This window comes from Streptomyces coeruleorubidus (assembly GCF_028885415.1).
Lineage (GTDB): Bacteria > Actinomycetota > Actinomycetes > Streptomycetales > Streptomycetaceae > Streptomyces > Streptomyces coeruleorubidus_A.
Window position 1 is genome coordinate 1,981,764 of sequence record NZ_CP118527.1, and the last position, 21,489, is coordinate 2,003,252.

The following is a 21,489-nucleotide window of genomic DNA, read 5'->3' on the forward strand; positions in this document are numbered from 1 at the left end:
GGTCTGGGGCATGGAGACGAGCAGCGAGGGCGCGGCACAGCCCGACAGCAGCCCTGCCGCGGCGGTGGATCCGCCGGTGACGGCCGGGTCCGTGGAGGCGGTCATCGAGACGGCAGTGGAGACGGCGACCGAGACCGCGCCCACCGCCATACCGCCCGCATCGCTGTCCCCCTCGCGTGCCAGTGACTTCATGCAGTGCCCGCTGCTCTACCGCTTCCGGGTCATCGACCGGCTGCCGGAGAAGCCGAGCGAGGCCGCGACCAGGGGCACGCTGGTGCACGCGGTCCTGGAGCGGCTGTTCGACGCCCCGGCGGCCGAGCGCACGGCGCCCCGGGCGAAGTCGCTGATCCCGGGCCAGTGGGACCGGCTGCGGGAGACGCGGCCGGAGGTCGTGGAGCTGTTCGCCGACGATCCGCAGGGCGAGCGGCTGGCGCGCTGGCTCGGCGAGGCGGAGCAGCTCGTCGAGCGCTGGTTCAGCCTGGAGGACCCCAGCCGGCTGGAGCCGGCCGAGCGGGAGCTGTTCGTCGAGGCCGAGCTGGAGTCCGGGCTGCGGCTGCGCGGGATCATCGACCGGGTCGACGTGGCGCCCACGGGCGAGGTGCGGATCGTCGACTACAAGACGGGGAAGGCCCCAAGGCCCGAGTACTCCGAGGGCGCCCTGTTCCAGATGAAGTTCTACGCCCTCGTCGTCTGGCGGCTGAAGAACGTGGTCCCGAGGCGGCTCCAGCTGGTCTACCTCGGCAGTGGCCAGGTGCTGACGTACGACCCCGTCCTCGCCGACCTGGAGCGGGTCGAGCGCAAGCTGCTGGCGCTGTGGGAGGCGATCCGGCTGGCGACCGAGACGGGCGACTGGCGGCCGCGCCCCACGAAGCTGTGCGGCTGGTGCGACCACCAGGCCCACTGCCCGGAGTTCGGCGGCACTCCCCCGCCGTACCCGCTGCCGCTGAGGGCGACCGGCCAGGGCGGCTGAGTCCGGCGGCCTCGCGCAGGGCAGAATGGGGCCGGACTAGCGAAGGAGACTTACGTGGCCATCCGCGTCCTACTGGTCGACGACCAGCCCCTGCTCCGTACGGGCTTCCGGATGATCCTGGAGGCCGAGCAGGACCTCGCGGTCGTCGGCGAGGCCGGAGACGGCCTCCAGGCGCTCGACCAGGTGCGGGCGCTGCAGCCCGACGTAGTCCTGATGGACATCCGCATGCCGCGGATGGACGGTGTGGAGGCGACCCGGCAGATCACCGGCCCCGGGCGGGACGGTCCGGCGAAGGTCCTGGTACTGACCACCTTCGACCTCGACGAGTACGTGGTCGAGGCCCTGCGGGCCGGTGCCAGCGGCTTCCTGCTGAAGGACGCCCCGGCCAACGAGCTGGTGCAGGCGATCCGGGTCGTGGCCGCGGGCGAGGCGATGCTCGCGCCGAGCATCACCAGGCGGCTGCTCGACAAGTACGCCACGCATCTGCCGTCCGGCGAGGAGCCCGTGCCGGACACGCTGCACACGCTCACCGACCGCGAGGTCGAGGTGCTGAAACTGGTGGCGCGCGGGCTGTCCAACGCCGAGATCGCCGCCGATCTGTTCGTCAGCGAGACCACCGTCAAGACGCACGTCGGGCACGTGCTCACCAAGCTCGGTCTGCGCGACCGCGTGCAGGCCGCGGTGTACGCCTACGAGAGCGGGCTGGTGCGCCCCGGCGCCCAGTAGGCGCCCGCGCACCGGACACCCAGAGGGCGCCCCCTGCCGAGCAGGGGGCGCCCTCGTCCTTCACTCACGCGTGTGCGTCAGGAGTCCTTGCTCAGCTCCCAGAAGCGGAACACGGTCGACGCGTCGAGGCAGTACTCCAGGCCGTAGACGCCGTCCCGGACGACCGCGTACTGCTTGGCCTGCCACACCGGCAGGACGGGCAGTTCGTCGGCGACGATGTCCTGCAGCTCCCCGAACTCCTTGTCGGTGGAGGCGCGGTTGGTCAGGGCCGCGGTGCGCGGGATGAGCGAGCCGGTGATCGTGCTGTTGTCGTAGTTGTTGCCCAGCACGTTGCCCTTGCCGAAGAAGGGGGCCGTGAAGTTGTCGGCGTCCGGGTAGTCGGGCACCCAGCCCTTCACGTAGACGCCGTACTTGCCGGCGGCGACGTCCTTCTCGTACTGGCCGAAGGGGACGGACTTGACCTCGGCGTCGAACAGGCCGCTGGCGTTGAGCTGGCCGGCGATGGCCGTCAACTCCTGGTCGGTGGCGGGGCCGTAGCGGGACGGCGTCGACCACAGGGTGAGCTTCACCTTGCCGGTGATGCCGTCCTCGCGCAGCGCGGCCTGGGCCTTGGCCTTGGAGGGGCGCGCGCCGTAGGTGTCGAAGAAGGCCGTGTTGTGGCCGGCGATACCGGCCGGGATGATCGAGTACAGCGGGGTCGCGGTGCCCTGGTAGACGTCCTTGATGAGGGCTTCGCGGTCGAGCAGATGGGCGATGGCCTTGCGGACGCCGAGCTTTCCGGCGACCGGGTCGTCCATGTTGAACACCAGGTGCTGCACCTCGGCGCTGCTGCCCTCGACGACCTCGACGCCGGTGCCGTCGTCGGCCTTCTCCATGTCGGCGATGTCGCCTGCGGTCAGCCCGCGGTAGGCGATGTCGACTTCCTCGTTCTGGATGGCCTGCTTCAGGGCGGTCTGGTCGCCGTCGAAGAACTTCAGCGTGACGCCGGTGTTCTTCACCTTGGCGGTTCCCTTGTAGTTCTCGTTGACGGAGAAGACGGCCTGCTCGTCGTCGATCGAGTCCAGCTGGTAGGGGCCGGAGCCGACGGCCTTGCCGTCCTTGCGCAGCCCGTCCGCGTCGTACTGGCGGTGGTCGACGATGGAACCGGCGCCCGAGGCGATCTTGCTCGGGAAGGTGGCGTCGGCCGTGTTGAGCCGGAAGACGACCGTCTTGTCGTCCGGTGTCTCGACCTTCTCCAGGGTGGGGAACATGATCGCGGGCCCGTCGGGGTCGTTGATCTTCAGCATGCGGTCGAAGGAGAACTTCACGTCCTCGGAGGTGAGCTCGTCACCGTTGCTGAACTTGAGGCCGTCCTTCAGCGAGCACTTGTAGACCGTGGTCTGTGTGTCGGTGAAAGCGCAGCTCTCGGCGGCCTCCGGCTGGGGTTCCGTGGCGCCCTTGGGGAAGCTGAGCAACGACTGGAAGACGTTGTTGAACAACAGCCAGGAGCCCGGGTCGTAGCCGGAGGCCGGGTCGGTGGCCAGGACGTCGTCCGACATCCCCACCACCACGTTGGAGCCGTCCCCCGCGGAGTCTCCGCTCTCCGTGCCACAGCCGGTCAGCAGTCCGGAGGCGAGCCCCGCCACGATGGGCAGGACCGGCCACTGGTTGCGTATGTTCACGTGTGTGCCTTGTCGTCGGTTCTCGAGAACACCCGGAGCATGTCCCTGGCTCCGGGCACGGTTCCCCGGGGGCCGCGGTCACCGGCCCCGGGGTTCCAGCGGGTCCGTCAGCCACTCACGCCCCGGCCGAGCTCCCACAGCTGGAGCGTCGACGAGGAGTTGAGAGCGTAGGCGGTACCCGTGATGTCGTCGCGCGCGGCGACGTACTGCTTGCCCTGCCACAACGGCAGCACCGGCACGTCGGAGGCGACGATGTCCTGAATGTCCGTCAGGCTGGTGGAGGCGGACAGCCGGTCCGCCTCACGACGGGATTCCGGGATCAGAGTGCCCCGGATCCGGCTGTTGTCGTACGGCGAGCCGAGGGTGTTGTCCTTGTCCAGGAAGGGCGCGAGGAAGTTGTCGGCGTCCGGGAAGTCCGGGAACCAGCCCATGCCGTAGACGTCGTACTCGCCCTTCTTCTCCGCCGGGCGGAAGGTGTCCCACGGCGTGCCCTTGATGCTGACGTCGAACAGGCCGCTGGAGTTCAGCTGGTCGCGCAGGACCTCGAACTCCTCCTTGGTGGCCGGACCGTAGTGGTCGGTCGTGTAGTGCAGCGTCAGCTTCACCGGGGTGGTGACGTTCGCCTGGTTCAGCAGGGAGCGGGCCTTGGTGACGTTCGGGTCGCCGTACTTGTTGAAGAACGAGTTGGAGTGGCCGGTGACGGTGGCCGGGACGAGCGAGTACAGCGGCTCCGCCTGGGAGCCGTAGACCTTGGCGACCAGTTCGCTGCGGTTGACGACCTGGGCCATCGCCTGGCGTACGGCCTTGGACTTCACGGTCGGGGCGTCGGTGTTGAAGCCCAGGTAGCGGATCTCCAGGCCGGGCATCTCGACGAGGTCGATGTCGGTGTCCGCGTCGCCCGAGAGCTTGCGGATCTGCTCCGGCGACATGGTGCGGGTCATCAGGTCGATGTCGCCCTTGTCCAGCGCCGTGCCCATGGCGTCGGCGTCCTTGAAGGAGACCATCTCGACCTTGCTGTTGTTCACCTTCAGGCTCCCCTTGTAGTCGGGGTTCCGGGTGAACCGGGCCTTGACCATCTCGTTGTTCTCGACCTCGGCCTTGAGGGTGTACGGGCCGGAGCCCTGGAGGTCGAAGCCGTCGCGCAGCCTGTTCTTCGGGTAGTCGTCGGGGTCGACGATGCCGGCGACCGGTGTCGACAGCTTGTACGGGAAGGTCGCGTCGGCGGTCTTGAGGTGGAAGATGACCTCGCGGTCGCCCTGCGTCTCGACGGTGTCGATGGTGGACAGCAGCGCGAACACGCCGCTGTCGGCCTTGAGGGAACGGGCGCGGTCGATGGAGTACTTGACGTCGGCCGCGGTGACGGGGTCGCCGTTCGCGAACTTCAGCCCGTCGCGCAGGGTGCAGGCGTAGCGCTCGTTGCCGGTGTCGGTGAAGCCGCAGCGCTCGGCGGCCTCCGGTACCGGCTCGCCCTCGCCGCGCGGCTGGATCATCAGGGTCTGCACGGTCTGGCGCAGGATGTTCCAGGTGCCGACGTCGTAGGCGTACGCCGGGTCGAGGGGCGCGGGGGCGTCCTTCGAGGCGGTGAACCGGTCCGTGGTGCCGACGACGATCGCGCCGCCGTTGTCGCTCCCGCTGTCGGACCCGCCGCAGGCGGCGAGCACCGGCGCGAGCAGGCCGATCACGGCCGGCAGCACCAAAGTCTTGCGGTTCATGCTCGAGTTTCTCCAGAGCTGTCGACTCCGTGTACCCGGCATGCAGGGGTGGCGCAGCGGATCACGGGGGTGGGGCGATGTTCTCGCATCGAGATTAGTCGCGGCCGGCAGGAGGGTTCGCCGCCACCGGAGTTGAGCACCCATCACGCTACGGAACCAGGCGCGGACACACCGAAAACCCGACAGCAGAAGCTTTGGTGCAGCGTTCCATCAATCGGGACACAAAGGCACGCCGAAGGCCCCCCGGAGGGGGTGCGCAGCACACGCTCGACTTGGTGTCGACCCCGGACTACGTGGGGAACGTCACACCCGTAAACGGGTTCGAAGGTACGGGAATTCGGTCCTCCGGGGAGTTCGAATTCACCTTCGGAATTACCGCCCTAACACCGCTGCACGCTGGGTGAACACCTAGCGCATTTCCGTCATCAGGCCGTGCAGAAATGTCAGGTCGACCTCTTCGAGAGAGGTGACGACCGTACGCCTCAGGGCCGGGGCGATGGGGGCCACGGAGGGCACCGCCACGACCCGGCAGCCCGCGGCCTCGGCGGCGGCGACTCCGGTCGCCGTGTCCTCGATGACGGCGCACCGGGCGGGTTCGGCGCCGAGGCCGGCGGCGGCCGCCAGGTACGGGTCGGGGTGGGGCTTCGTGCGCGGCACCTCGTCGCCGGCCACCGTCAGGGCGAAGTGGTGCGCGCCCAGGGAGGTCAGGACCCGGTCGATGATGCGCCGGTGCGAGGCGGAGACCAGGGCCGTGGGGATCTCGTACTCGTACAGCTCGGCCAGCAGCCGGCCGGCGCCGGGCATCAGCGGCAGGGCGCGGCCGATGCGGTCCTCGAAGCCGTCGTTCAGGAGCACCGTGAGCTCGTCGAGGGTGATGTCCGCGCCGGTGGCCTCGATCAGGAAGCCCGCGCTGCGGGTCATGGGACCGCCGACCACGACATGGCGCCAGGACTCGTCGAGCATGTGGCCGAGGGAGGCGAAGACCTCGACCTCGACGTCCCACCAGAAACCCTCCGTGTCCACCAGGGTGCCGTCCATGTCGAGGAGCACGGCCTGTAGGGCCGAGCCTTCGGCCGTACGGGTGCCGAGCGCGGGGACCGTACTGGTCATCCACCTACCTCCTTGAGGGACGATCAGGCCGGTTCCCACGTGGGAACCGGCCTGCAGTGGACCGACCAGTCTACGTCGTGCGCGGAGGAAGTGCCTCGTTTAGCCGGTGTGCCCCCGGGCACACCGTGCGTACGCCGGGGGCCGCTGTGGCGTGTGCCCGGTGGGGCGGCTCAGCGGGCGTTGAAGTACTTCGCCTCCGGGTGGTGGATCACGATGGCGTCCGTGGACTGCTCGGGGTGCAGCTGGAACTCCTCGGACAGGTGGACGCCGATGCGCTCCGGCTGGAGCAGGTCGGCGATCTTCGCCCGGTCCTCCAGGTTGGGGCAGGCGCCGTAGCCGAGGGAGAAGCGGGCGCCCCGGTACTTCAGCTCGAACATGCCCTGCATCTCGTCCGGGTCCTCGCCGGCGAAGCCGAGTTCGGAGCGCACGCGCGCGTGCCAGTACTCGGCGAGCGCCTCGGCCAACTGCACCGACAGGCCGTGCAGTTCGAGGTACTCGCGGTAGGCGTTGGCCTCGAACAGACGCGCGGTCTCCTCGCCGATGCGCGAGCCGACGGTGACGACCTGGAGGCCCACGACGTCCGTCTCACCGGACTCCTCCGGGCGGAAGAAGTCGGCCAGGCACAGGCGCCGGCCGCGGCGCTGGCGCGGGAAGGTGAAGCGGGTGCGCTCGTTGCCCTGCTCGTCCAGGATGATCAGGTCGTCGTCCTTGGAGACGCACGGGAAGTAGCCATAGACCACGGCCGCCTCCAGCAGGTTCTCCGTCTGGAGCTTGTCCAGCAGCCCGCGCAGCCGGGGCCGGCCCTCGGTCTCGACCAGTTCCTCGTACGACGGGCCCTCGCCGGTGCGGGCCTGCTTGAGGCCCCACTGGCCCTTGAACAGGGCGCCCTCGTCGAGCCAGCTCGCGTACTCCCTGAGCTGGATGCCCTTGATCACGCGGGTGCCGCGGAAGGGCGGCTCGGGCACGGGGTTGTCGGTGGCGACGTCGGAGCGGACGTGCCCCTCCTCGGGGCGCTCCTCGACGGCGGCCGGGGCGGTGGCCCGCACGCGGCGCTGCTTCAGCTCGGGCAGCTTCGCGCCGGGCACGCCGCGCTTGACGCCGATCAGGGCGTCCATCAGGCGCAGGCCCTCGAAGGCGTCGCGGGCGTAGCGGACCTCGCCCTGGTAGATCTCGTGCAGGTCCTGCTCGACGTAGGCGCGGGTCAGGGCCGCGCCGCCCAGGATGACCGGGTACTTCGCCGCCAGGTCGCGCTGGTTCAGCTCCTCCAGGTTCTCCTTCATGATCACCGTGGACTTGACCAGCAGCCCAGACATGCCGATCACATCGGCCCTGTGCTCCTCGGCGGCCTCCAGGATCGCCGAGACCGGCTGCTTGATGCCGAGGTTGACGACGTTGTAGCCGTTGTTGGTCAGGATGATGTCGACCAGGTTCTTGCCGATGTCGTGCACGTCACCGCGCACCGTGGCCAGCACGATCGTGCCCTTGCCGGCCTCGTCGCCCTCGACCTTCTCCATGTGCGGTTCGAGATGGGCCACGGCCGTCTTCATCACCTCGGCCGACTGGAGCACGAACGGCAACTGCATCTGCCCGGAACCGAACAGCTCACCGACGACCTTCATACCCTCCAGCAGCGTCTCGTTGACGATGTCCAGGGCCGGGCGGGACTCGAGCGCCTCGTCCAGATCGGCCTCCAGGCCGTTGCGCTCACCGTCGATGATGCGCCGCTTCAACCGCTCGTCCAGCGGCAGCGCGGCCAGCTCCTCGGCCTTGCCGGCCTTCAGCGACTTGGCCGTGGCGCCCTCGAACAGCTGCATCAGCTTCTGCAGCGGGTCATAACCCTCGGCGCGCCGGTCGTAGATCAGGTCCAGAGCCGTCTGGACCTCCTCCTCGCTGAAACGGGCGATCGGCAAAATCTTCGACGCGTGCACGATCGCCGAGTCCAGGCCCGCCTTCACACACTCGTCCAGGAAGACCGAGTTCAGCAGCATGCGGGCGGCCGGGTTGAGGCCGAAGGAGATGTTCGACAGGCCCAGCGTGGTCTGCACACGCGGGTGGCGCCGCTTCAGCTCACGGATGCCCTCGATGGTGGCGATCCCGTCGCCCCGGGACTCCTCCTGGCCCGTGCAGATGGTGAAGGTCAGGCAGTCGACGAGGATGTCCTCCTCGTGGATGCCCCAGTTCCCGGTCAGGTCCTCGATCAGCCGCTCGGCGATCTCGACCTTCTTCTCCGCGGTGCGGGCCTGGCCCTCCTCGTCGATGGTCAGCGCGATCAGCGCGGCACCGTGCTCCCTGGCCAGCTGCGTGACCTTGGCGAAACGGGACTCCGGACCGTCACCGTCCTCGTAGTTCACCGAGTTGATCACCGCGCGGCCGCCGAGCTTTTCCAGACCGGCCCGGATCACCTCGACCTCGGTGGAGTCCAGCACGATCGGCAGCGTGGAAGCCGTGGCGAAGCGGCCGGCCAGTTCCTCCATGTCGGCCACACCGTCCCGGCCGACGTAGTCCACGCACAGGTCCAGCATGTGCGCGCCCTCACGGATCTGCTCCCGGGCCATCTCCACACAGTCGTCCCAGCGGCCCTCCAGCATGGCCTCACGGAACTTCTTCGAACCGTTGGCGTTCGTCCGCTCACCGATCGCCAGGTACGCGGTGTCCTGCCGGAACGGCACCGACTGGTACAGCGACGCCGCACCCGGCTCGGGCTGCGGGCTGCGCTCGGTCGGGGTGACGTCCCGGACGCGCTCGACGAGCTGGCGCAGGTGCTCGGGGGTGGTGCCGCAGCAGCCGCCGACCAGGGAGAGGCCGTAGTCCCGGACGAAGTTCTGCTGGGCGTCGGCCAGGCCCTCGGGATCGAGCGGGAAGTGAGCGCCGTCCTTGGTGAGGATCGGCAGGCCGGCGTTCGGCATGCACAGCAGCGGGATGCGCGAGTGGCGCGTCAGATAGCGCAGGTGCTCGCTCATCTCGGCCGGGCCGGTGGAGCAGTTCAGACCGATCATGTCGATGCCGAGGGGCTCCAGGGCGGTCAGCGCCGCGCCGATCTCGGAGCCCAGCAGCATCGTGCCGGTGGTCTCGAAGGCCATCGAGCACAGCAGGGGCACCTCGACGCCGGTGGCCTCCATGGCCCGGCGGGCGCCGAGAATGGAGGCCTTCGTCTGGAGCAGATCCTGCGTGGTCTCCACGAGCAGCGCGTCCGCGCCGCCGGCGAGCAGGCCCTCGGCGTTGGCCTGGTAGCCGTCGCGGATGGTGCCGTAGGCGACGTGGCCGAGCGTGGGCAGCTTGGTGCCGGGGCCGATCGAGCCGAGCACCCAGCGTGGCCGGCCGTCCCGGGCGGCGTACTCGTCGGCCACCTCGCGGGCGATCCGGGCACCGGCCTCGGACAGCTCGTGCACCCGGTCGGAGATCTCGTACTCCACCGCGGCCGTGTGGTTGGCGCCGAAGGTGTTGGTCTCGACGCAGTCGACGCCGACCGCGAAGTACGCGTCGTGGACGGAACGGACGATGTCCGGCCGGGTCAGGTTGAGGATCTCGTTACAGCCTTCGAGATTCTCGAAGTCCTCGAGCGTCGGGTCCTGCGCCTGGAGCATGGTGCCCATGGCCCCGTCGGCCACGACCACACGGGTGGCCAGGGCCTCTCGGAGGGCGGACACACGGGTCCGGCTGTCTGCGGAAGGGGTCGGTGGCAACGAGGCCATGTAAAGGGCTCCCTCAAGTGCGACGGCTGTCGGCTATGCGGCTGCCCGGACACGCGGAGGGCATCCGGGAAAAAGGCGCACGGCGCCAGCCTAACCGGGAGGCGGCCCGGATGGGCAGGGCGTCCACGGGGCGGACGCGCCTGGCGTCCCGAACGGCCGTTGTGCAACTGATGAGCCACCTGTGACGCGCCCCGGCGCGGCGCCGGTGCACCACAGGGCGACCCGCCGGCGCAACAAATGGCGACCCGCCATTAGCGAGAGGTCGGCAACGACCGGTAGTGTTCGACATTGCCGAACAAGGGCTGCGGGCGCCGCTGGTCGGCGGTCGAAGGGGACGGAGGCAGTACGGCGATGGCACGGAACATCCAGTCGCTCGAACGGGCGGCCGCGATGCTGCGGCTGCTCGCGGGCGGCGAGCGGCGGCTCGGCCTGTCGGACATCGCCTCGTCGCTGGGCCTGGCCAAGGGCACCGCCCACGGCATACTGCGCACCCTCCAGCAGGAGGGCTTCGTGGAGCAGGACGACGCCTCCGGGCGGTACCAGCTCGGCGCGGAGCTGCTGCGCCTGGGCACCACCTACCTCGATGTGCACGAACTGCGGGCGCGCGCCCTGGTATGGGCCGACGACCTGGCCCGGTCCAGCGGCGAGAGCGTCTACCTGGGCGTCCTGCACCAGCAGGGCGTACTGATCGTGCACCACGTCTTCCGGCCCGACGACAGCCGGCAGGTCCTGGAGATCGGGGCCATGCAGCCGCTGCACTCCACGGCGCTGGGCAAGGTGCTCTCCGCCTACGACCCGGTGGCGCACAGCGAGGCCCTGGAGGCCGACCGCAAGGCGTTCACCGACCGGACCGTGTGCGAGCCGGAGGCCTTCGAGCACATCCTCGACGTCACACGCGCGCGTGGTTACGCGGCGGACGTCGAGGAGACCTGGGAGGGCGTCGCCTCCCTCGCCGCGCCCATCCACGACCGGCGGCGCATGCCGGTCGGCGCGGTCGGCATCACCGGCGCCGTGGAGCGGCTGTGCCGGTCCGACGAAGAGCGAGCGCTGCGCCCCGAGCTGATCGCGGCGGTCCGGGACTGCGCCCGCGCGGTGTCGCGGGACCTGGGCGCCGGGCGGTTCTGACGGGACAAGACGGGACCGGGACGCCGCAGGGCGTCCCGGTCCTCGGCATGCCCCTGCTCACCGGCCGCTGGAGATCCACAAGGCCACGGCGATCAGTAGGCGATCAGTAACGATCGTGTTTTCGACAACACAGCCCTTGACGTGCTCGTAACGCCGAAGCAAGACTCCCGTCCATCGGTCGACATTGTCGAACAGCTACCGGCAATACGCGCTAGAGTGTGACAACGCCAGGCCGGTATAGAACTTCACCCCTGGACGAAGGACAAAGGAGTCGCGGGTGTCCAGCTCCGACATCTTCATCGGCGAGACCATCGGTACCGCCATACTCATCCTCCTCGGCGGCGGAGTCTGCGCCGCCGTCACGCTGAAGGCTTCCAAGGCCCGCAACGCCGGCTGGCTCGCCATCACCTTCGGGTGGGGCTTCGCGGTGCTCACGGCGGTCTACACCACGGCGCCACTCTCCGGCGCCCATCTGAACCCGGCCGTGACCCTGGCCATCGCCATCAAGGACGGCGACTGGAAGAACGTCCCGGTCTACTGGGCCGGACAGGTCCTCGGCGCCATGATCGGTGCCGCCCTGGTCTGGATCGCCTACTACGGCCAGTTCCACGCCCACCTCACCGACCGTGAGATCGTCGGCGGTCCGGGCGCGCAGGCCACCACGGCCAAGGCCGTCGAGGCCCAGGAGAAGGGCGCCGGCCCCGTGCTGGGCGTCTTCTCCACCGGGCCCGAGGTCCGGGTCGCCTGGCAGAACGTCGCCACGGAGGTCATCGGCACCGTCGTGCTGGTGCTCGCCGTGCTCACCCAGGGCCTGAACGACAAGGGCAACGGCCTCGGCACGCTGGGCGCGCTGATCACCGCGCTCGTGGTGGTGTCCATCGGTCTGTCCCTCGGCGGCCCTACGGGATACGCGATCAACCCGGCCCGTGACCTCGGTCCGCGCATCGTGCACGCCCTGCTGCCCCTGCCCAACAAGGGCGGCTCCGACTGGGGCTACGCCTGGGTCCCGGTGGCCGGTCCGCTGATCGGCGGCGCCATCGCGGCAGGCATCTACAACGTCGCGTTCGCTTAGAAGCAATCCTCGCGCTCGTTGCGAAACTTCCAGCACGCGCCGTACGTAAAGCCCCTTAAACCCGGAATTATCAGGAGCACACAGTGACCGACGCGCACACCGCCGGCCCCTTCATCGCCGCCATCGACCAGGGCACTACCTCTTCCCGCTGCATCGTCTTCGACCGCGACGGCCGGATCGTCTCCGTCGACCAGAAGGAACACGAGCAGATCTTCCCGAAGCCGGGCTGGGTCGAGCACGACGCCACCGAGATCTGGACCAACGTCCAGGAGGTCGTCGCCGGGGCCATCGAGAAGGCCGGCATCACCCGTGACGACATCAAGGCGATCGGCATCACCAACCAGCGCGAGACGACCGTGCTGTGGGACAAGAACACCGGTGAGCCCGTCCACAACGCCATCGTCTGGCAGGACACCCGCACCGACACCCTGTGCCGCGAGCTCGGCCGCAACGTCGGCCAGGACCGCTTCCGCCGCGAGACGGGCCTCCCCCTCGCCTCCTACTTCGCCGGCCCCAAGGCCCGCTGGCTGCTCGACAACGTCGACGGGCTGAAGGAGCGCGCCGAGGCGGGCGACATCCTCTTCGGCACCATGGACAGCTGGGTCATCTGGAACCTGACCGGCGGCGTAGACGGCGGCAAGCACGTCACGGACGTCACCAACGCCTCCCGCACGATGCTGATGAACCTGCACACCATGCAGTGGGACGACAAGATCTGCGAGTCGATCGGCGTCCCGAAGCAGATCCTGCCCGAGATCCGCTCCTCCGCCGAGGTCTACGGCGAGATCACCGGCGGCAAGCTGGGCGACCTGCTCGGCGGCATCCCCGTCGCCTCCGCGCTCGGCGACCAGCAGGCGGCCCTGTTCGGCCAGACCTGTTTCGCCGAGGGCGAGACCAAGTCGACCTACGGCACCGGCACCTTCATGGTGATGAACACCGGCGACAAGATCATCAACTCGTACAGCGGTCTGCTCACGACCGTCGGCTACAAGATCGGCGACCAGGACACGGTCTACGCCCTGGAGGGCTCGATCGCCGTCACCGGTTCGCTGGTGCAGTGGATGCGCGACCAGATGGGCCTGATCTCCACGGCCGCCGAGATCGAGACGCTCGCGCTGTCGGTGGAGGACAACGGCGGTGCCTACTTCGTGCCGGCCTTCTCCGGCCTGTTCGCCCCGTACTGGCGCTCCGACGCCCGTGGTGTGATCGCCGGCCTGACCCGGTACGTCACCAAGGCGCACCTGGCGCGTGCCGTCCTGGAGGCCACCGCCTGGCAGACCCGCGAGATCGCCGACGCCATGACGAAGGACTCCGGCGTGGAGCTGGCCGCCCTGAAGGTCGACGGCGGCATGACCTCCAACAACCTGCTGATGCAGACCCTCGCCGACTTCGTGGACGCCCCCGTGGTGCGCCCGATGGTCGCCGAGACCACCTGCCTCGGCGCCGCCTACGCCGCCGGCCTCGCCGTCGGCTTCTGGAACAGCACCGACGACCTGCGCGCCAACTGGCGCCGGGCCGCCGAGTGGACCCCCCGCATGGACGCGGAGACCCGCGCCCGTGAGTACAAGAACTGGCTCAAGGCCGTCGAGCGGACCATGGGCTGGCTCGAGGACGAGGAGTAAGAAACAGCATGACCACTCAGTCCACCCTGAAGTCCGTGCCTGCCCTGGGGACGCGCCCGTCCTCCGGCTCGAACCCGAGCCGAGCCGAGACCAGGGAGCAGCTCGCCAAGGCGTCGTACGACCTTCTCGTGATCGGCGGCGGCATCCTGGGCATCTCCACCGCCTGGCACGCCGCGCAGTCCGGCCTCAGGGTGGCTCTGGTCGACGCCGGCGACTTCGCCGGTGCCACCTCCTCCGCCTCCTCCAAGCTGCTCCACGGCGGTCTGCGCTACCTCCAGACCGGGGCCGTGAAGCTGGTGGCGGAGAACCACTTCGAGCGCCGTGCGGTCTCCCGTCAGGTGGCTCCCCACCTGGCGAACCCGCTCACGTTCTACCTCCCCGTGTACAAGGGCGGGCCGCACGGCGCGGCGAAGCTCGGGGCGGGCGTCTTCGCCTACTCCGCGCTGTCGGCCTTCGGTGACGGCGTCGGGCACCTGCTCTCGCCGGCCAAGGCCGCGCAGGACGTGCCCGAGCTGCGCACCGAGAACCTCAAGGCCGTGGCCGTGTACGGCGACGACCAGATGAACGACGCGCGCATGGCGCTGATGACGGTCCGCGGGGCCGTCGAGGCGGGCGCGGTCGTCCTCAACCACGCCGAGGTGACCGGCCTGCGCTTCACCCAGGGCCGCGTCACCGGTGCCGAGCTCAAGGACCGGCTGTCCGGCGACGAGTTCGGCGTCAGCGCCCGGCTGGTGCTGAACGCGACCGGCCCGTGGGTCGACCACCTGCGGAAGATGGAGGACCCGAACGCCGCGCCGTCCATCCGCCTGTCGAAGGGCGCGCACCTGGTCCTGAAGCGCACCTCCCACTGGAAGGCAGCGCTCGCGACCCCGATCGACAAGTACCGCATCACCTTCGCCCTCCCCTGGGAGGACATGCTGCTGCTCGGCACCACCGACGAGGAGTTCGAGGGCGACCCGGCGGACGTCGCGGTCACCGAGAAGGACATATCCCAGATCCTCGACGAGGCCGCCTTCTCCGTCCGCGACCAGCAGCTGAGCCGCGACCTCATCACCTACGCCTTCGCAGGGCTGCGCGTGCTGCCGGGCGGTCCCGGGGACACCGCGAAGGCCAAGCGCGAGACGGTGGTGACCGAGGGCAAGGGCGGCATGCTGTCCGTCGCGGGCGGCAAGTGGACCACCTTCCGCCACATCGGCCGGACGATCATGAAGAAGCTGGAGGCGCTGCCGGGCCACCCCCTGGGCGACGACTTCGAGCCGATCAGCTCGCTGCCGAAGAAGCTGCCGCTGCCCGGCATCGCCAACCCGCGCGCGGTCGCCCACCGGCTGCTGACCGACCGCCCGGCGCCCGGCCCGCGCATGGCGGCCGACACCGCCAGGCACCTGGCCACGCACTACGGTTCGCTCGCCTTCGACATCGCCCGCCTGGCCAACGAGAGCCCCGAGCTCGCCGAGCGCGTCCACCCCGACGCCCCGGAGATCTGGGCGCAGGTCGTCTGGGCCCGGGACCACGAGTGGGCCGAGACGCAGGACGACGTGCTGCGCCGCCGCACGACGCTGACGATCCGCGGCCTGGCCACGGACGACGTCCGCGCCAAGGTCCAGGACCTGCTCGACAAGAAGTAGGCACCGACCCGGGGGATCCCGTTTCCGGGAGGGGCGGCTCCACGCCGACGGAGCCGCCCCTCCCGCGTTCCCGCCCCCCATAATGACTTGATACGTCGGAGGTCTTGAGCGACAGGGAGGCCGGCCATGGCAGTCACCGACGAGGCGATCGAGAAGATCAAGGGCATGATCGTCTCCGGCGCGCTGCGGCCGGGCGACCGGCTGCCCAAGGAGAGCGAACTCGCCGCCGACCTCGGCCTGTCCCGCAACTCCCTGCGGGAGGCCGTACGCGCGCTGTCCCTCATCCGGATCCTCGACGTCCGGCAGGGCGACGGCACGTACGTCACCAGCCTCGACCCGCAACTCCTGCTGGAGGCGCTCAGCTTCGTCGTGGACTTCCACCGCGACGACACGGTCCTGGAGTTCCTGGCCGTACGCCGCATCCTGGAGCCCGCTGCTACGGCCATGGCGGCCCTGCGGATCAGCGAACAGCAGCTCGACGCGCTCACGGCCCAGCTGGACAAGCTCGGCGACGACCCGTCCGTGGAGGATCTCGTCGCCTGCGACCTGGAGTTCCACCGGGGCATCGTGCAGAGCGCGGGGAACTCCGTGCTGTGCTCGCTGCTCGACGGGTTGTCGGGCCCCACCACCCGGGCCCGGATCTGGCGCGGCCTGACCCAGGAGGACGCGGTGGGCCGCACGCTGCGCGAGCACCGGGCGATCCTCGCTGCCCTGCGGGACCGGGACGCCGAGGCGGCGCGCTCGTGGGCGACGGTGCACATCGCGAGCGTGGAGCAGTGGCTGCGCTCCACGCTGTGACCAGGGCCTCACGGACAGCTCGGATGAATCCGGGGTGTTCAGGAGTGGATCGCGGGGCAGTGATGGGGTCACTCCCCCTGCAAGGGGGCTGCGGGCGCCCCCTTGGCACGCCGTAAGGTTGGGGGGTACGCGAGGGCACGTCGGAAGGAGGCGCTGGGTGATCGAGCTCGAGGGGGTTCCCGAGCTGATCGACCCGGTCATGGTGGCCGCGTTCGAGGGCTGGAACGATGCCGGCGACGCCGCCTCCACCGCGGTCGCGCATCTGGACAGGGAGTGGAAGGGCGAGGTGTTCGCGGCGCTGGACGCCGAGGACTACTACGACTTCCAGGTGAACCGCCCCACGGTGTTCATGGAAGCCGGCGTTCGCAAGATCACATGGCCGACGACAAGGTTGTCGGTGGTCCGGGTCGGCGGGGACAAGCCGCGCGACCTGGTCCTCGTCCGGGGTATCGAACCGTCGATGCGATGGCGGTCGTTCTGCAACGAACTGCTCGGCTTCGCGCACGAACTGGGCGTGGAACTGGTGGTCGTCCTGGGCGCCCTGCTCGGCGACACCCCGCACACCCGTCCGGTTCCGATCAGCGGGACGACGTCCGACCCGGACCTGGCCCGCCGCATGGACCTGGAGGAGACCAAGTACGAGGGGCCCACGGGCATCGTCGGCGTCCTCCAGGAGGCGTGCACGCACGCGGGGGTACCGGCCGTCTCCCTGTGGGCAGCCGTACCGCACTACGTCTCGCAGCCGCCGAACCCGAAGGCCACGCTGGCCCTCCTGAACCGCCTGGAGGACCTGATCGACGTGCGCATCCCGCTGGGCGAGCTGCCCGAGGACGCGCGCGCCTGGCAGGTCGGCGTGGACCAGCTGGCCGCCGAGGACAGCGAGGTCGCCGAGTACGTCCAGTCGCTGGAGGAGGCCCGGGACACCGCCGAGCTGCCGGAGGCGTCCGGTGAGGCGATCGCCCGCGAGTTCGAGCGCTACCTCCGGCGCCGCGACGGCGGCGGACCGACCGCCTCCGGCGGCCACGCCACGGCGGACGGCAGCGACAGCACGTCGTACCTGCGGGACAACCCCAGCGGCCGTACACGACCACCGCAGCCGCCGAAGCCGGGCACGGACGACGAGGAGTCGTCGGAGGACTGAAGGGCGACCTCACCCACCGCGGGGCCGCCCGTGCCGGGCAGCAGCGAGCGGGCGCCGGGGGACGCGCCCGCAGCCCCTGGCGGCCTGCCGGGCCGGACCGCGCCACCTCGCCGCCATGCCGTCGACATCAACGAGCAGGCCGGACGGGGTTCCAGTGCCGCACCTTGCCAGCCGGGCCGGTGACCGCGAGCGGGCGCCCCGCGTGGGCGACGCGCCCGCGGACCTCGCCGCCTGACGGGCCCCCACCGCAGCACCTTGCCACCATGCCGTCGACAACAACGAGCAGGCCGGACGGGGCTCCGCTGCCGCACCTTGTCACCCGCGCCGGCAACCGCGAGCGGGCGCCCCGGGTGGGGACGCAGCCCTCCCCCCTGCCAAGCCCCCATCACACCTACCTCGCCACCCATGCCGTCGGCGACGAGCAGACAGCAGGCGCGCTCAGAGCCGTCGCAGACCGCCACGGCCACCGCAGCACCCCGCCGACCCACGTCCGCGACGGCAAGCGGGCGCCCGGGGGGACGCGCCACAACCCCTCGCAGCCTGTCAGAGCCCCACGGCAGCACCCCGCTGCCCATCCGCAGCCGACGACGAGCACGCAGGAGGCGCGCCCAGAGCCCTCACAGCCGCCGGGGGCACCCCCCGACACCCGGCCACGCCAGAGGGGGCGTCTCCCGCCCGGGAGACGCCCCCTCTGCCTGTTGTCTGTTACAGCCTGCCGTTGTCGGTTACAGCGCTACGCCCAGCAGCGCGTCCACCGCGCGGGAGACCACCCCGGGGGCGCCCTCGTCCGTGCCGCCGTTCTGCTCCTGGAGCGCGGCCCAGCGGTCGACCGCGGTGAGTGCGGCCGGGGCGTCCAGGTCGTTCGCGAGGGACTCGCGGATCTGCTCCACGAGTGCCTCCGCCGACGGCCCGTCGGGCCGGGACACGGCGGCCCGCCAGCGGGCGAGCCGTGCGACGGCGTCCTGGAGGACCTGGTCGGTCCACTCCCAGTCGGCGCGGTAGTGGTGGGCGAGCAGCGCGAGCCGGATGGCGGCCGGGTCGACGCCGTCGCGCCGGAGCTTGGAGACGAAGACCAGGTTGCCCTTGGACTTGGACATCTTCTCGCCGTCGAGGGCGACCATGCCGGCGTGGACGTAGGCCTTGGCCATGGGGAACTCGCCGGTCAGGGCCTGGGCGTGCGAGGCGCCCATCTCGTGGTGCGGGAAGGCCAGGTCGGAGCCGCCGCCCTGGATGTCGAAGCCCATGCCGAGGTGGTCGAGGGCGATGGCCACGCACTCGATGTGCCAGCCGGGCCGTCCGCGTCCGAGCGAACCGCCGTCCCAGCTGGGCTCACCCTCCCTGGCCGCCATCCACAGCATCGGGTCGAGCGGGTTCTTCTTGCCCGGCCGGTCCGGGTCGCCGCCGCGCTCGGCGGACAGCAGCCGCATCGCCGCGGCGTCCAGCCCGGAGACCTTGCCGAAGTGCGGGTCGGACTCGACCGAAAAGTAGACGTCGCCTTCGAGTTCGTACGCCGCGCCCATGTCCCGCAGCCGCTCGACGAGCGGGACGATCCCGGGTATCGCCTCGACGGCGCCTATGTACTGCCGCGGCGGCAGCATCCGCAGGGCCGTCATGTCCTCACGGAAGAGGGCCGTCTCCTGCTCGGCGAGCGCGGCCCAGTCGAGGCCGTCGCGCTGCGCCCGCTCCAGGAGCGGGTCGTCGACATCGGTGACGTTCTGGACGTAGTGAACCTGCCGCTTGGTGTCGAGCCACACGCGCTGCACGAGGTCGAACGCGTTGTAGGTCGCCGCGTGTCCTATGTGGGTGGCGTCGTACGGGGTGATGCCACAGACGTAGATACGGGCGACGGGACCGGGGTCGAGGGAGACCAGACCACCGGTCGCGGTGTCGTGGATCCTCAGGTCGCGGCCCTGACCAGGCAGGGCGGGGACCTCGGAAGCGGGCCAGGCATGCATGCCATGAGCCTAACCGGACTGAAGTTCCATATACGAACGGGAGCGGGCCGGACGGCCGAGAAGGCGCTCTTGCGACTGCTCGGCGCATGTGCTGCTACACGGGTGGCCAGGGAATCGCCGGCCACTCCCCGCTCGGCTCCGGATGCTTCCCCGAGGCGAGCAGCGCGCCGACCCGCGCGCGTGTGGCGTCGATCTCCGCGCCGGTGATCAGCTGCTGGAGCCGGGCGGTGAGGGGACCGTCCTCCGCCAGGTCCTTCCTGAGGCCTTCGAGGACGTCGACGGCCTCCTGGGTGAGGGGCTCCCCCGCCCACCCCCACAGCAGGGTCCGCAGCTTGTTCTCGACGTTGAAGGTGACCCCGTGGTCGATCCCGTACAGCCGCCCCTCACCGGTCGGCAGCAGGTGCCCGCCCTTGCGGTCGGCGTTGTTGACAACGGCGTCCAGCACCGCGAGCCGGCGCAGCCGCTCGTCGTCCGCGTGCACGAGGAGCGCGGTGCGGCCCTCGCCGACCTCGGCGAACCCGATCGCCTTCCAACCCGGCTCCGGTTCCTCCCCGTCGACCAGCGCGAGCAGCTCCGCCTCCGGCGCCGCCTCGACCCACAGCTGGCACATGCCCTCGCCGTAGGGGCCGTCCCGCAGCACGGTGGGCGGGACGAGGCCCCAGCCGGTCGCCTCGGAGACCTCGTACGTGGCGACCTCACGCTGGGCGAGCGTCCCGTCGGTGAAGTCCCACAGGGGCCTCTCCCCGGCGACCGGCTTGTAGATGCAGGCCGCTTCCCGGCCGTCGTGGGACACCGTGCAGTACAGGGCCGCGTTGGATGCCTCACGGATGCGTCCGCGCACGGTGAGTTCGCCCCGGGCGAGCAGTTCGGCGGCGTCCGAGAGAGGACTCACGCTCCGCGGCGGTATCCGTTCTGGCGCGGACATACGTGTCCTTCCGGGTCGAGCGGGAGGCTGCACAGCGGGCACGGCGGCCGCCCGGCGTTGACGATGTCGAGGGCGCGCTTGGCGAAGGCCCTCGCCTGCGCGCCGGTGAGCCGGACCCGCAGCATCGGGGGCCCGTTCTCCTCGTCCTGGAGCAGCCGCTCCTCGGCCTCTGCGAGGTCCTCCTCGGAGTCGGCGTCGAGCTCGACGAGCGCCTGCGCCTCGACGATCATCAGCTGCTCCTCGCCGTCCCAGGCGAGCGCCATGGTGCCGACCCGGAACTCCTCCTCGATCGGGGTGTCCAGCGGAGCGGTGTCGGTGATCTCGGACGGTGCGACGGCGGGGACGGCGGCGCTGCCTCCGCTACGGCGTACGACCTCGTCGAGCAGTTCGTCCATGCGCTCGGCGAGTGCGGCGACCTGGGTCTTCTCCAGGGCCACGCTGGTCACCCGGGAGCCGGCGGTGGCCTGGAGGAAGAACGAACGGCGCCCGGGCAGTCCGACCGTACCGGCCACGAAACGCTCCGGATGGTCGTAGAGGAACACCTGACGGGACACGTCCTGTCTCCATTGGGATCGTGGGAACCGTGTGACCACGGCACTGCTGCGACCGCTTCACCCTACTGCGGCCGACGATCACGGTGCGCCCGCACCACCCCCGACGGGGGCCTCGTCGCCCGGCGGTTCCTCGCGCGGCACCAGGGACGTGAAGTCCCCCGTGTCGCCGAGTCGGACGAGAAACGGTCGCAGTCGTGTGTAGCGGATCGCCGTGATGGAACACGGTTCAACGGAAATCCGCTGGAAGAGGTCCAGATGAAGTCCGAGTGCGTCCGCGACGAGCGACTTGATGATGTCGCCGTGCGAGCACATGAGGTAGACGGCGTCGGCGCCGTGGTCGCGCTCCACGCGCGCGTTCCACTCGCGTACGGCCTCGGCGGCGCGTGTCTGCATGGCCCGCATGGACTCCCCGCCGGGGAACGCCGCCGCGGACGGGTGCGCCTGCACCACCTCCATCAGGGGCTCGTCCTTGAGCTCGTCGAGCTTGCGCCCCGACCAGTCGCCGTAGTGGCACTCGCCGATGCGCTCGTCGGTGTGCGGGGTGAGCTCCGGCCGGGCCTGGAGAAGGGGCCGGATCGTCTCCTGGCAGCGCTGCAGCGGGCTGGTGACGATCTCGGCGAGGGGCAGTTGGGCGAGCCGCCCGGGCAGCGCGGCGGCCTGCGCCGCGCCGCGTTCGTCGAGGGCGACACCGGGCGTCCAGCCGGCGAGCAGTCCCTCGGTGTTGGCGGTGGAACGTCCGTGCCGGACCAGGATCAACGTGGGCATGCGGTCCAGCGTAGGCGTACGCGCGCGTACGGTGTC

15 protein-coding genes and 1 pseudogene are annotated in these 21,489 nt (G+C 70.3%); 8 read left to right on the forward strand and 8 right to left on the reverse strand.

The window, feature by feature from the left end; translation table 11 throughout:
- Window positions 1–10 precede the first annotated feature (10 nt).
- Window positions 11–1,010, forward strand: a pseudogene (locus tag PV963_RS09255) (RecB family exonuclease).
- 14 nt (window positions 1,011–1,024) lie between these two features.
- Window positions 1,025–1,696: a response regulator gene (locus tag PV963_RS09260; protein WP_010045368.1), complete on the forward strand. Its 672-nt coding sequence runs from the start codon at window positions 1,025–1,027 to the stop codon at window positions 1,694–1,696.
- Window positions 1,697–1,773: 77 nt separating this feature from the next.
- Here PV963_RS09260 and PV963_RS09265 read toward each other — a convergent pair whose 3' ends face one another.
- From PV963_RS09265 to metH, 4 genes are all read right to left on the reverse strand, one after another.
- Window positions 1,774–3,357, reverse strand: coding sequence for an ABC transporter substrate-binding protein (locus PV963_RS09265; RefSeq protein WP_274815166.1), 1,584 nt, complete (start codon window positions 3,355–3,357; stop codon window positions 1,774–1,776).
- Window positions 3,358–3,464: 107 nt separating this feature from the next.
- On the reverse strand, window positions 3,465–5,069 hold the full coding sequence (locus PV963_RS09270) for an ABC transporter substrate-binding protein (RefSeq protein WP_274815167.1): 1,605 nt from the start codon (window positions 5,067–5,069) through the stop codon (window positions 3,465–3,467).
- A gap of 408 nt (window positions 5,070–5,477) precedes the next feature.
- A complete protein-coding gene (locus PV963_RS09275) occupies window positions 5,478–6,179 on the reverse strand; it encodes an HAD family hydrolase (protein WP_274815168.1) in 702 nt (233 codons plus the stop codon).
- A 170-nt stretch (window positions 6,180–6,349) separates the two neighbouring features.
- On the reverse strand, window positions 6,350–9,871 hold the full coding sequence (gene metH / locus PV963_RS09280; protein WP_274815169.1) for a methionine synthase: 3,522 nt from the start codon (window positions 9,869–9,871) through the stop codon (window positions 6,350–6,352).
- A gap of 351 nt (window positions 9,872–10,222) precedes the next feature.
- On the opposite strand from metH, the gene PV963_RS09285 reads away from it, so the two are divergent.
- From PV963_RS09285 to PV963_RS09310, 6 genes are all read left to right on the forward strand, one after another.
- Window positions 10,223–10,996: an IclR family transcriptional regulator gene (locus PV963_RS09285; protein ID WP_059419398.1), complete on the forward strand. Its 774-nt coding sequence runs from the start codon at window positions 10,223–10,225 to the stop codon at window positions 10,994–10,996.
- Between the two features lie 277 nt (window positions 10,997–11,273).
- Complete coding sequence (locus PV963_RS09290; protein ID WP_274815170.1) at window positions 11,274–12,068, forward strand: MIP/aquaporin family protein; 795 nt, start codon at window positions 11,274–11,276, stop codon at window positions 12,066–12,068.
- A gap of 83 nt (window positions 12,069–12,151) precedes the next feature.
- Window positions 12,152–13,690, forward strand: coding sequence for a glycerol kinase GlpK (gene glpK / locus PV963_RS09295; RefSeq protein WP_274815171.1), 1,539 nt, complete (start codon window positions 12,152–12,154; stop codon window positions 13,688–13,690).
- A gap of 8 nt (window positions 13,691–13,698) precedes the next feature.
- Window positions 13,699–15,315: a glycerol-3-phosphate dehydrogenase/oxidase gene (locus PV963_RS09300; RefSeq protein WP_274815172.1), complete on the forward strand. Its 1,617-nt coding sequence runs from the start codon at window positions 13,699–13,701 to the stop codon at window positions 15,313–15,315.
- Between the two features lie 126 nt (window positions 15,316–15,441).
- Window positions 15,442–16,113 carry a FadR/GntR family transcriptional regulator gene (locus tag PV963_RS09305; RefSeq protein WP_274815173.1) on the forward strand — a complete coding sequence of 224 codons (672 nt, stop codon included), beginning with the start codon at window positions 15,442–15,444 and terminating at the stop codon, window positions 16,111–16,113.
- Between the two features lie 157 nt (window positions 16,114–16,270).
- Complete coding sequence (locus tag PV963_RS09310; RefSeq protein WP_274815174.1) at window positions 16,271–17,254, forward strand: PAC2 family protein; 984 nt, start codon at window positions 16,271–16,273, stop codon at window positions 17,252–17,254.
- Between the two features lie 725 nt (window positions 17,255–17,979).
- On the opposite strand, the gene mshC is transcribed toward PV963_RS09310, so the two are convergent.
- From mshC to PV963_RS09330, 4 genes are all read right to left on the reverse strand, one after another.
- A complete protein-coding gene (gene mshC / locus PV963_RS09315) occupies window positions 17,980–19,209 on the reverse strand; it encodes a cysteine--1-D-myo-inosityl 2-amino-2-deoxy-alpha-D-glucopyranoside ligase (RefSeq protein WP_274815175.1) in 1,230 nt (409 codons plus the stop codon).
- 94 nt (window positions 19,210–19,303) lie between these two features.
- Complete coding sequence (locus tag PV963_RS09320; protein WP_274815176.1) at window positions 19,304–20,134, reverse strand: SCO1664 family protein; 831 nt, start codon at window positions 20,132–20,134, stop codon at window positions 19,304–19,306.
- Window positions 20,098–20,688, reverse strand: coding sequence for a DUF3090 domain-containing protein (locus PV963_RS09325; RefSeq protein WP_274815177.1), 591 nt, complete (start codon window positions 20,686–20,688; stop codon window positions 20,098–20,100). Before PV963_RS09325 ends, PV963_RS09320 begins: the two co-directional genes overlap by 37 nt.
- A gap of 78 nt (window positions 20,689–20,766) precedes the next feature.
- The gene (locus tag PV963_RS09330; RefSeq protein WP_274815178.1) at window positions 20,767–21,453 is read right to left on the reverse strand and encodes a histidine phosphatase family protein; all 687 of its coding nucleotides are present in this window, start codon (window positions 21,451–21,453) and stop codon (window positions 20,767–20,769) included.
- Window positions 21,454–21,489 lie beyond the last annotated feature (36 nt).

Bases quoted from the DNA above. Each gene is read 5' to 3' on its own strand.
- PV963_RS09270 (WP_274815167.1), bottom strand. From the start codon at position 5,069: ATGAACCGCAAGACTTTGGTGCTGCCGGCCGTGATCGGCCTGCTCGCG.
- PV963_RS09275 (WP_274815168.1), bottom strand. From the start codon at position 6,179: ATGACCAGTACGGTCCCCGCGCTCGGCACCCGTACGGCCGAAGGCTCG.
- metH (WP_274815169.1), bottom strand. From the start codon at position 9,871: ATGGCCTCGTTGCCACCGACCCCTTCCGCAGACAGCCGGACCCGTGTG.
- PV963_RS09285 (WP_059419398.1), top strand. From the start codon at position 10,223: ATGGCACGGAACATCCAGTCGCTCGAACGGGCGGCCGCGATGCTGCGG.
- PV963_RS09300 (WP_274815172.1), top strand. From the start codon at position 13,699: ATGACCACTCAGTCCACCCTGAAGTCCGTGCCTGCCCTGGGGACGCGC.
- PV963_RS09305 (WP_274815173.1), top strand. From the start codon at position 15,442: ATGGCAGTCACCGACGAGGCGATCGAGAAGATCAAGGGCATGATCGTC.
- mshC (WP_274815175.1), bottom strand. From the start codon at position 19,209: ATGCATGCCTGGCCCGCTTCCGAGGTCCCCGCCCTGCCTGGTCAGGGC.
- PV963_RS09320 (WP_274815176.1), bottom strand. From the start codon at position 20,134: ATGTCCGCGCCAGAACGGATACCGCCGCGGAGCGTGAGTCCTCTCTCG.
- PV963_RS09330 (WP_274815178.1), bottom strand. From the start codon at position 21,453: ATGCCCACGTTGATCCTGGTCCGGCACGGACGTTCCACCGCCAACACC.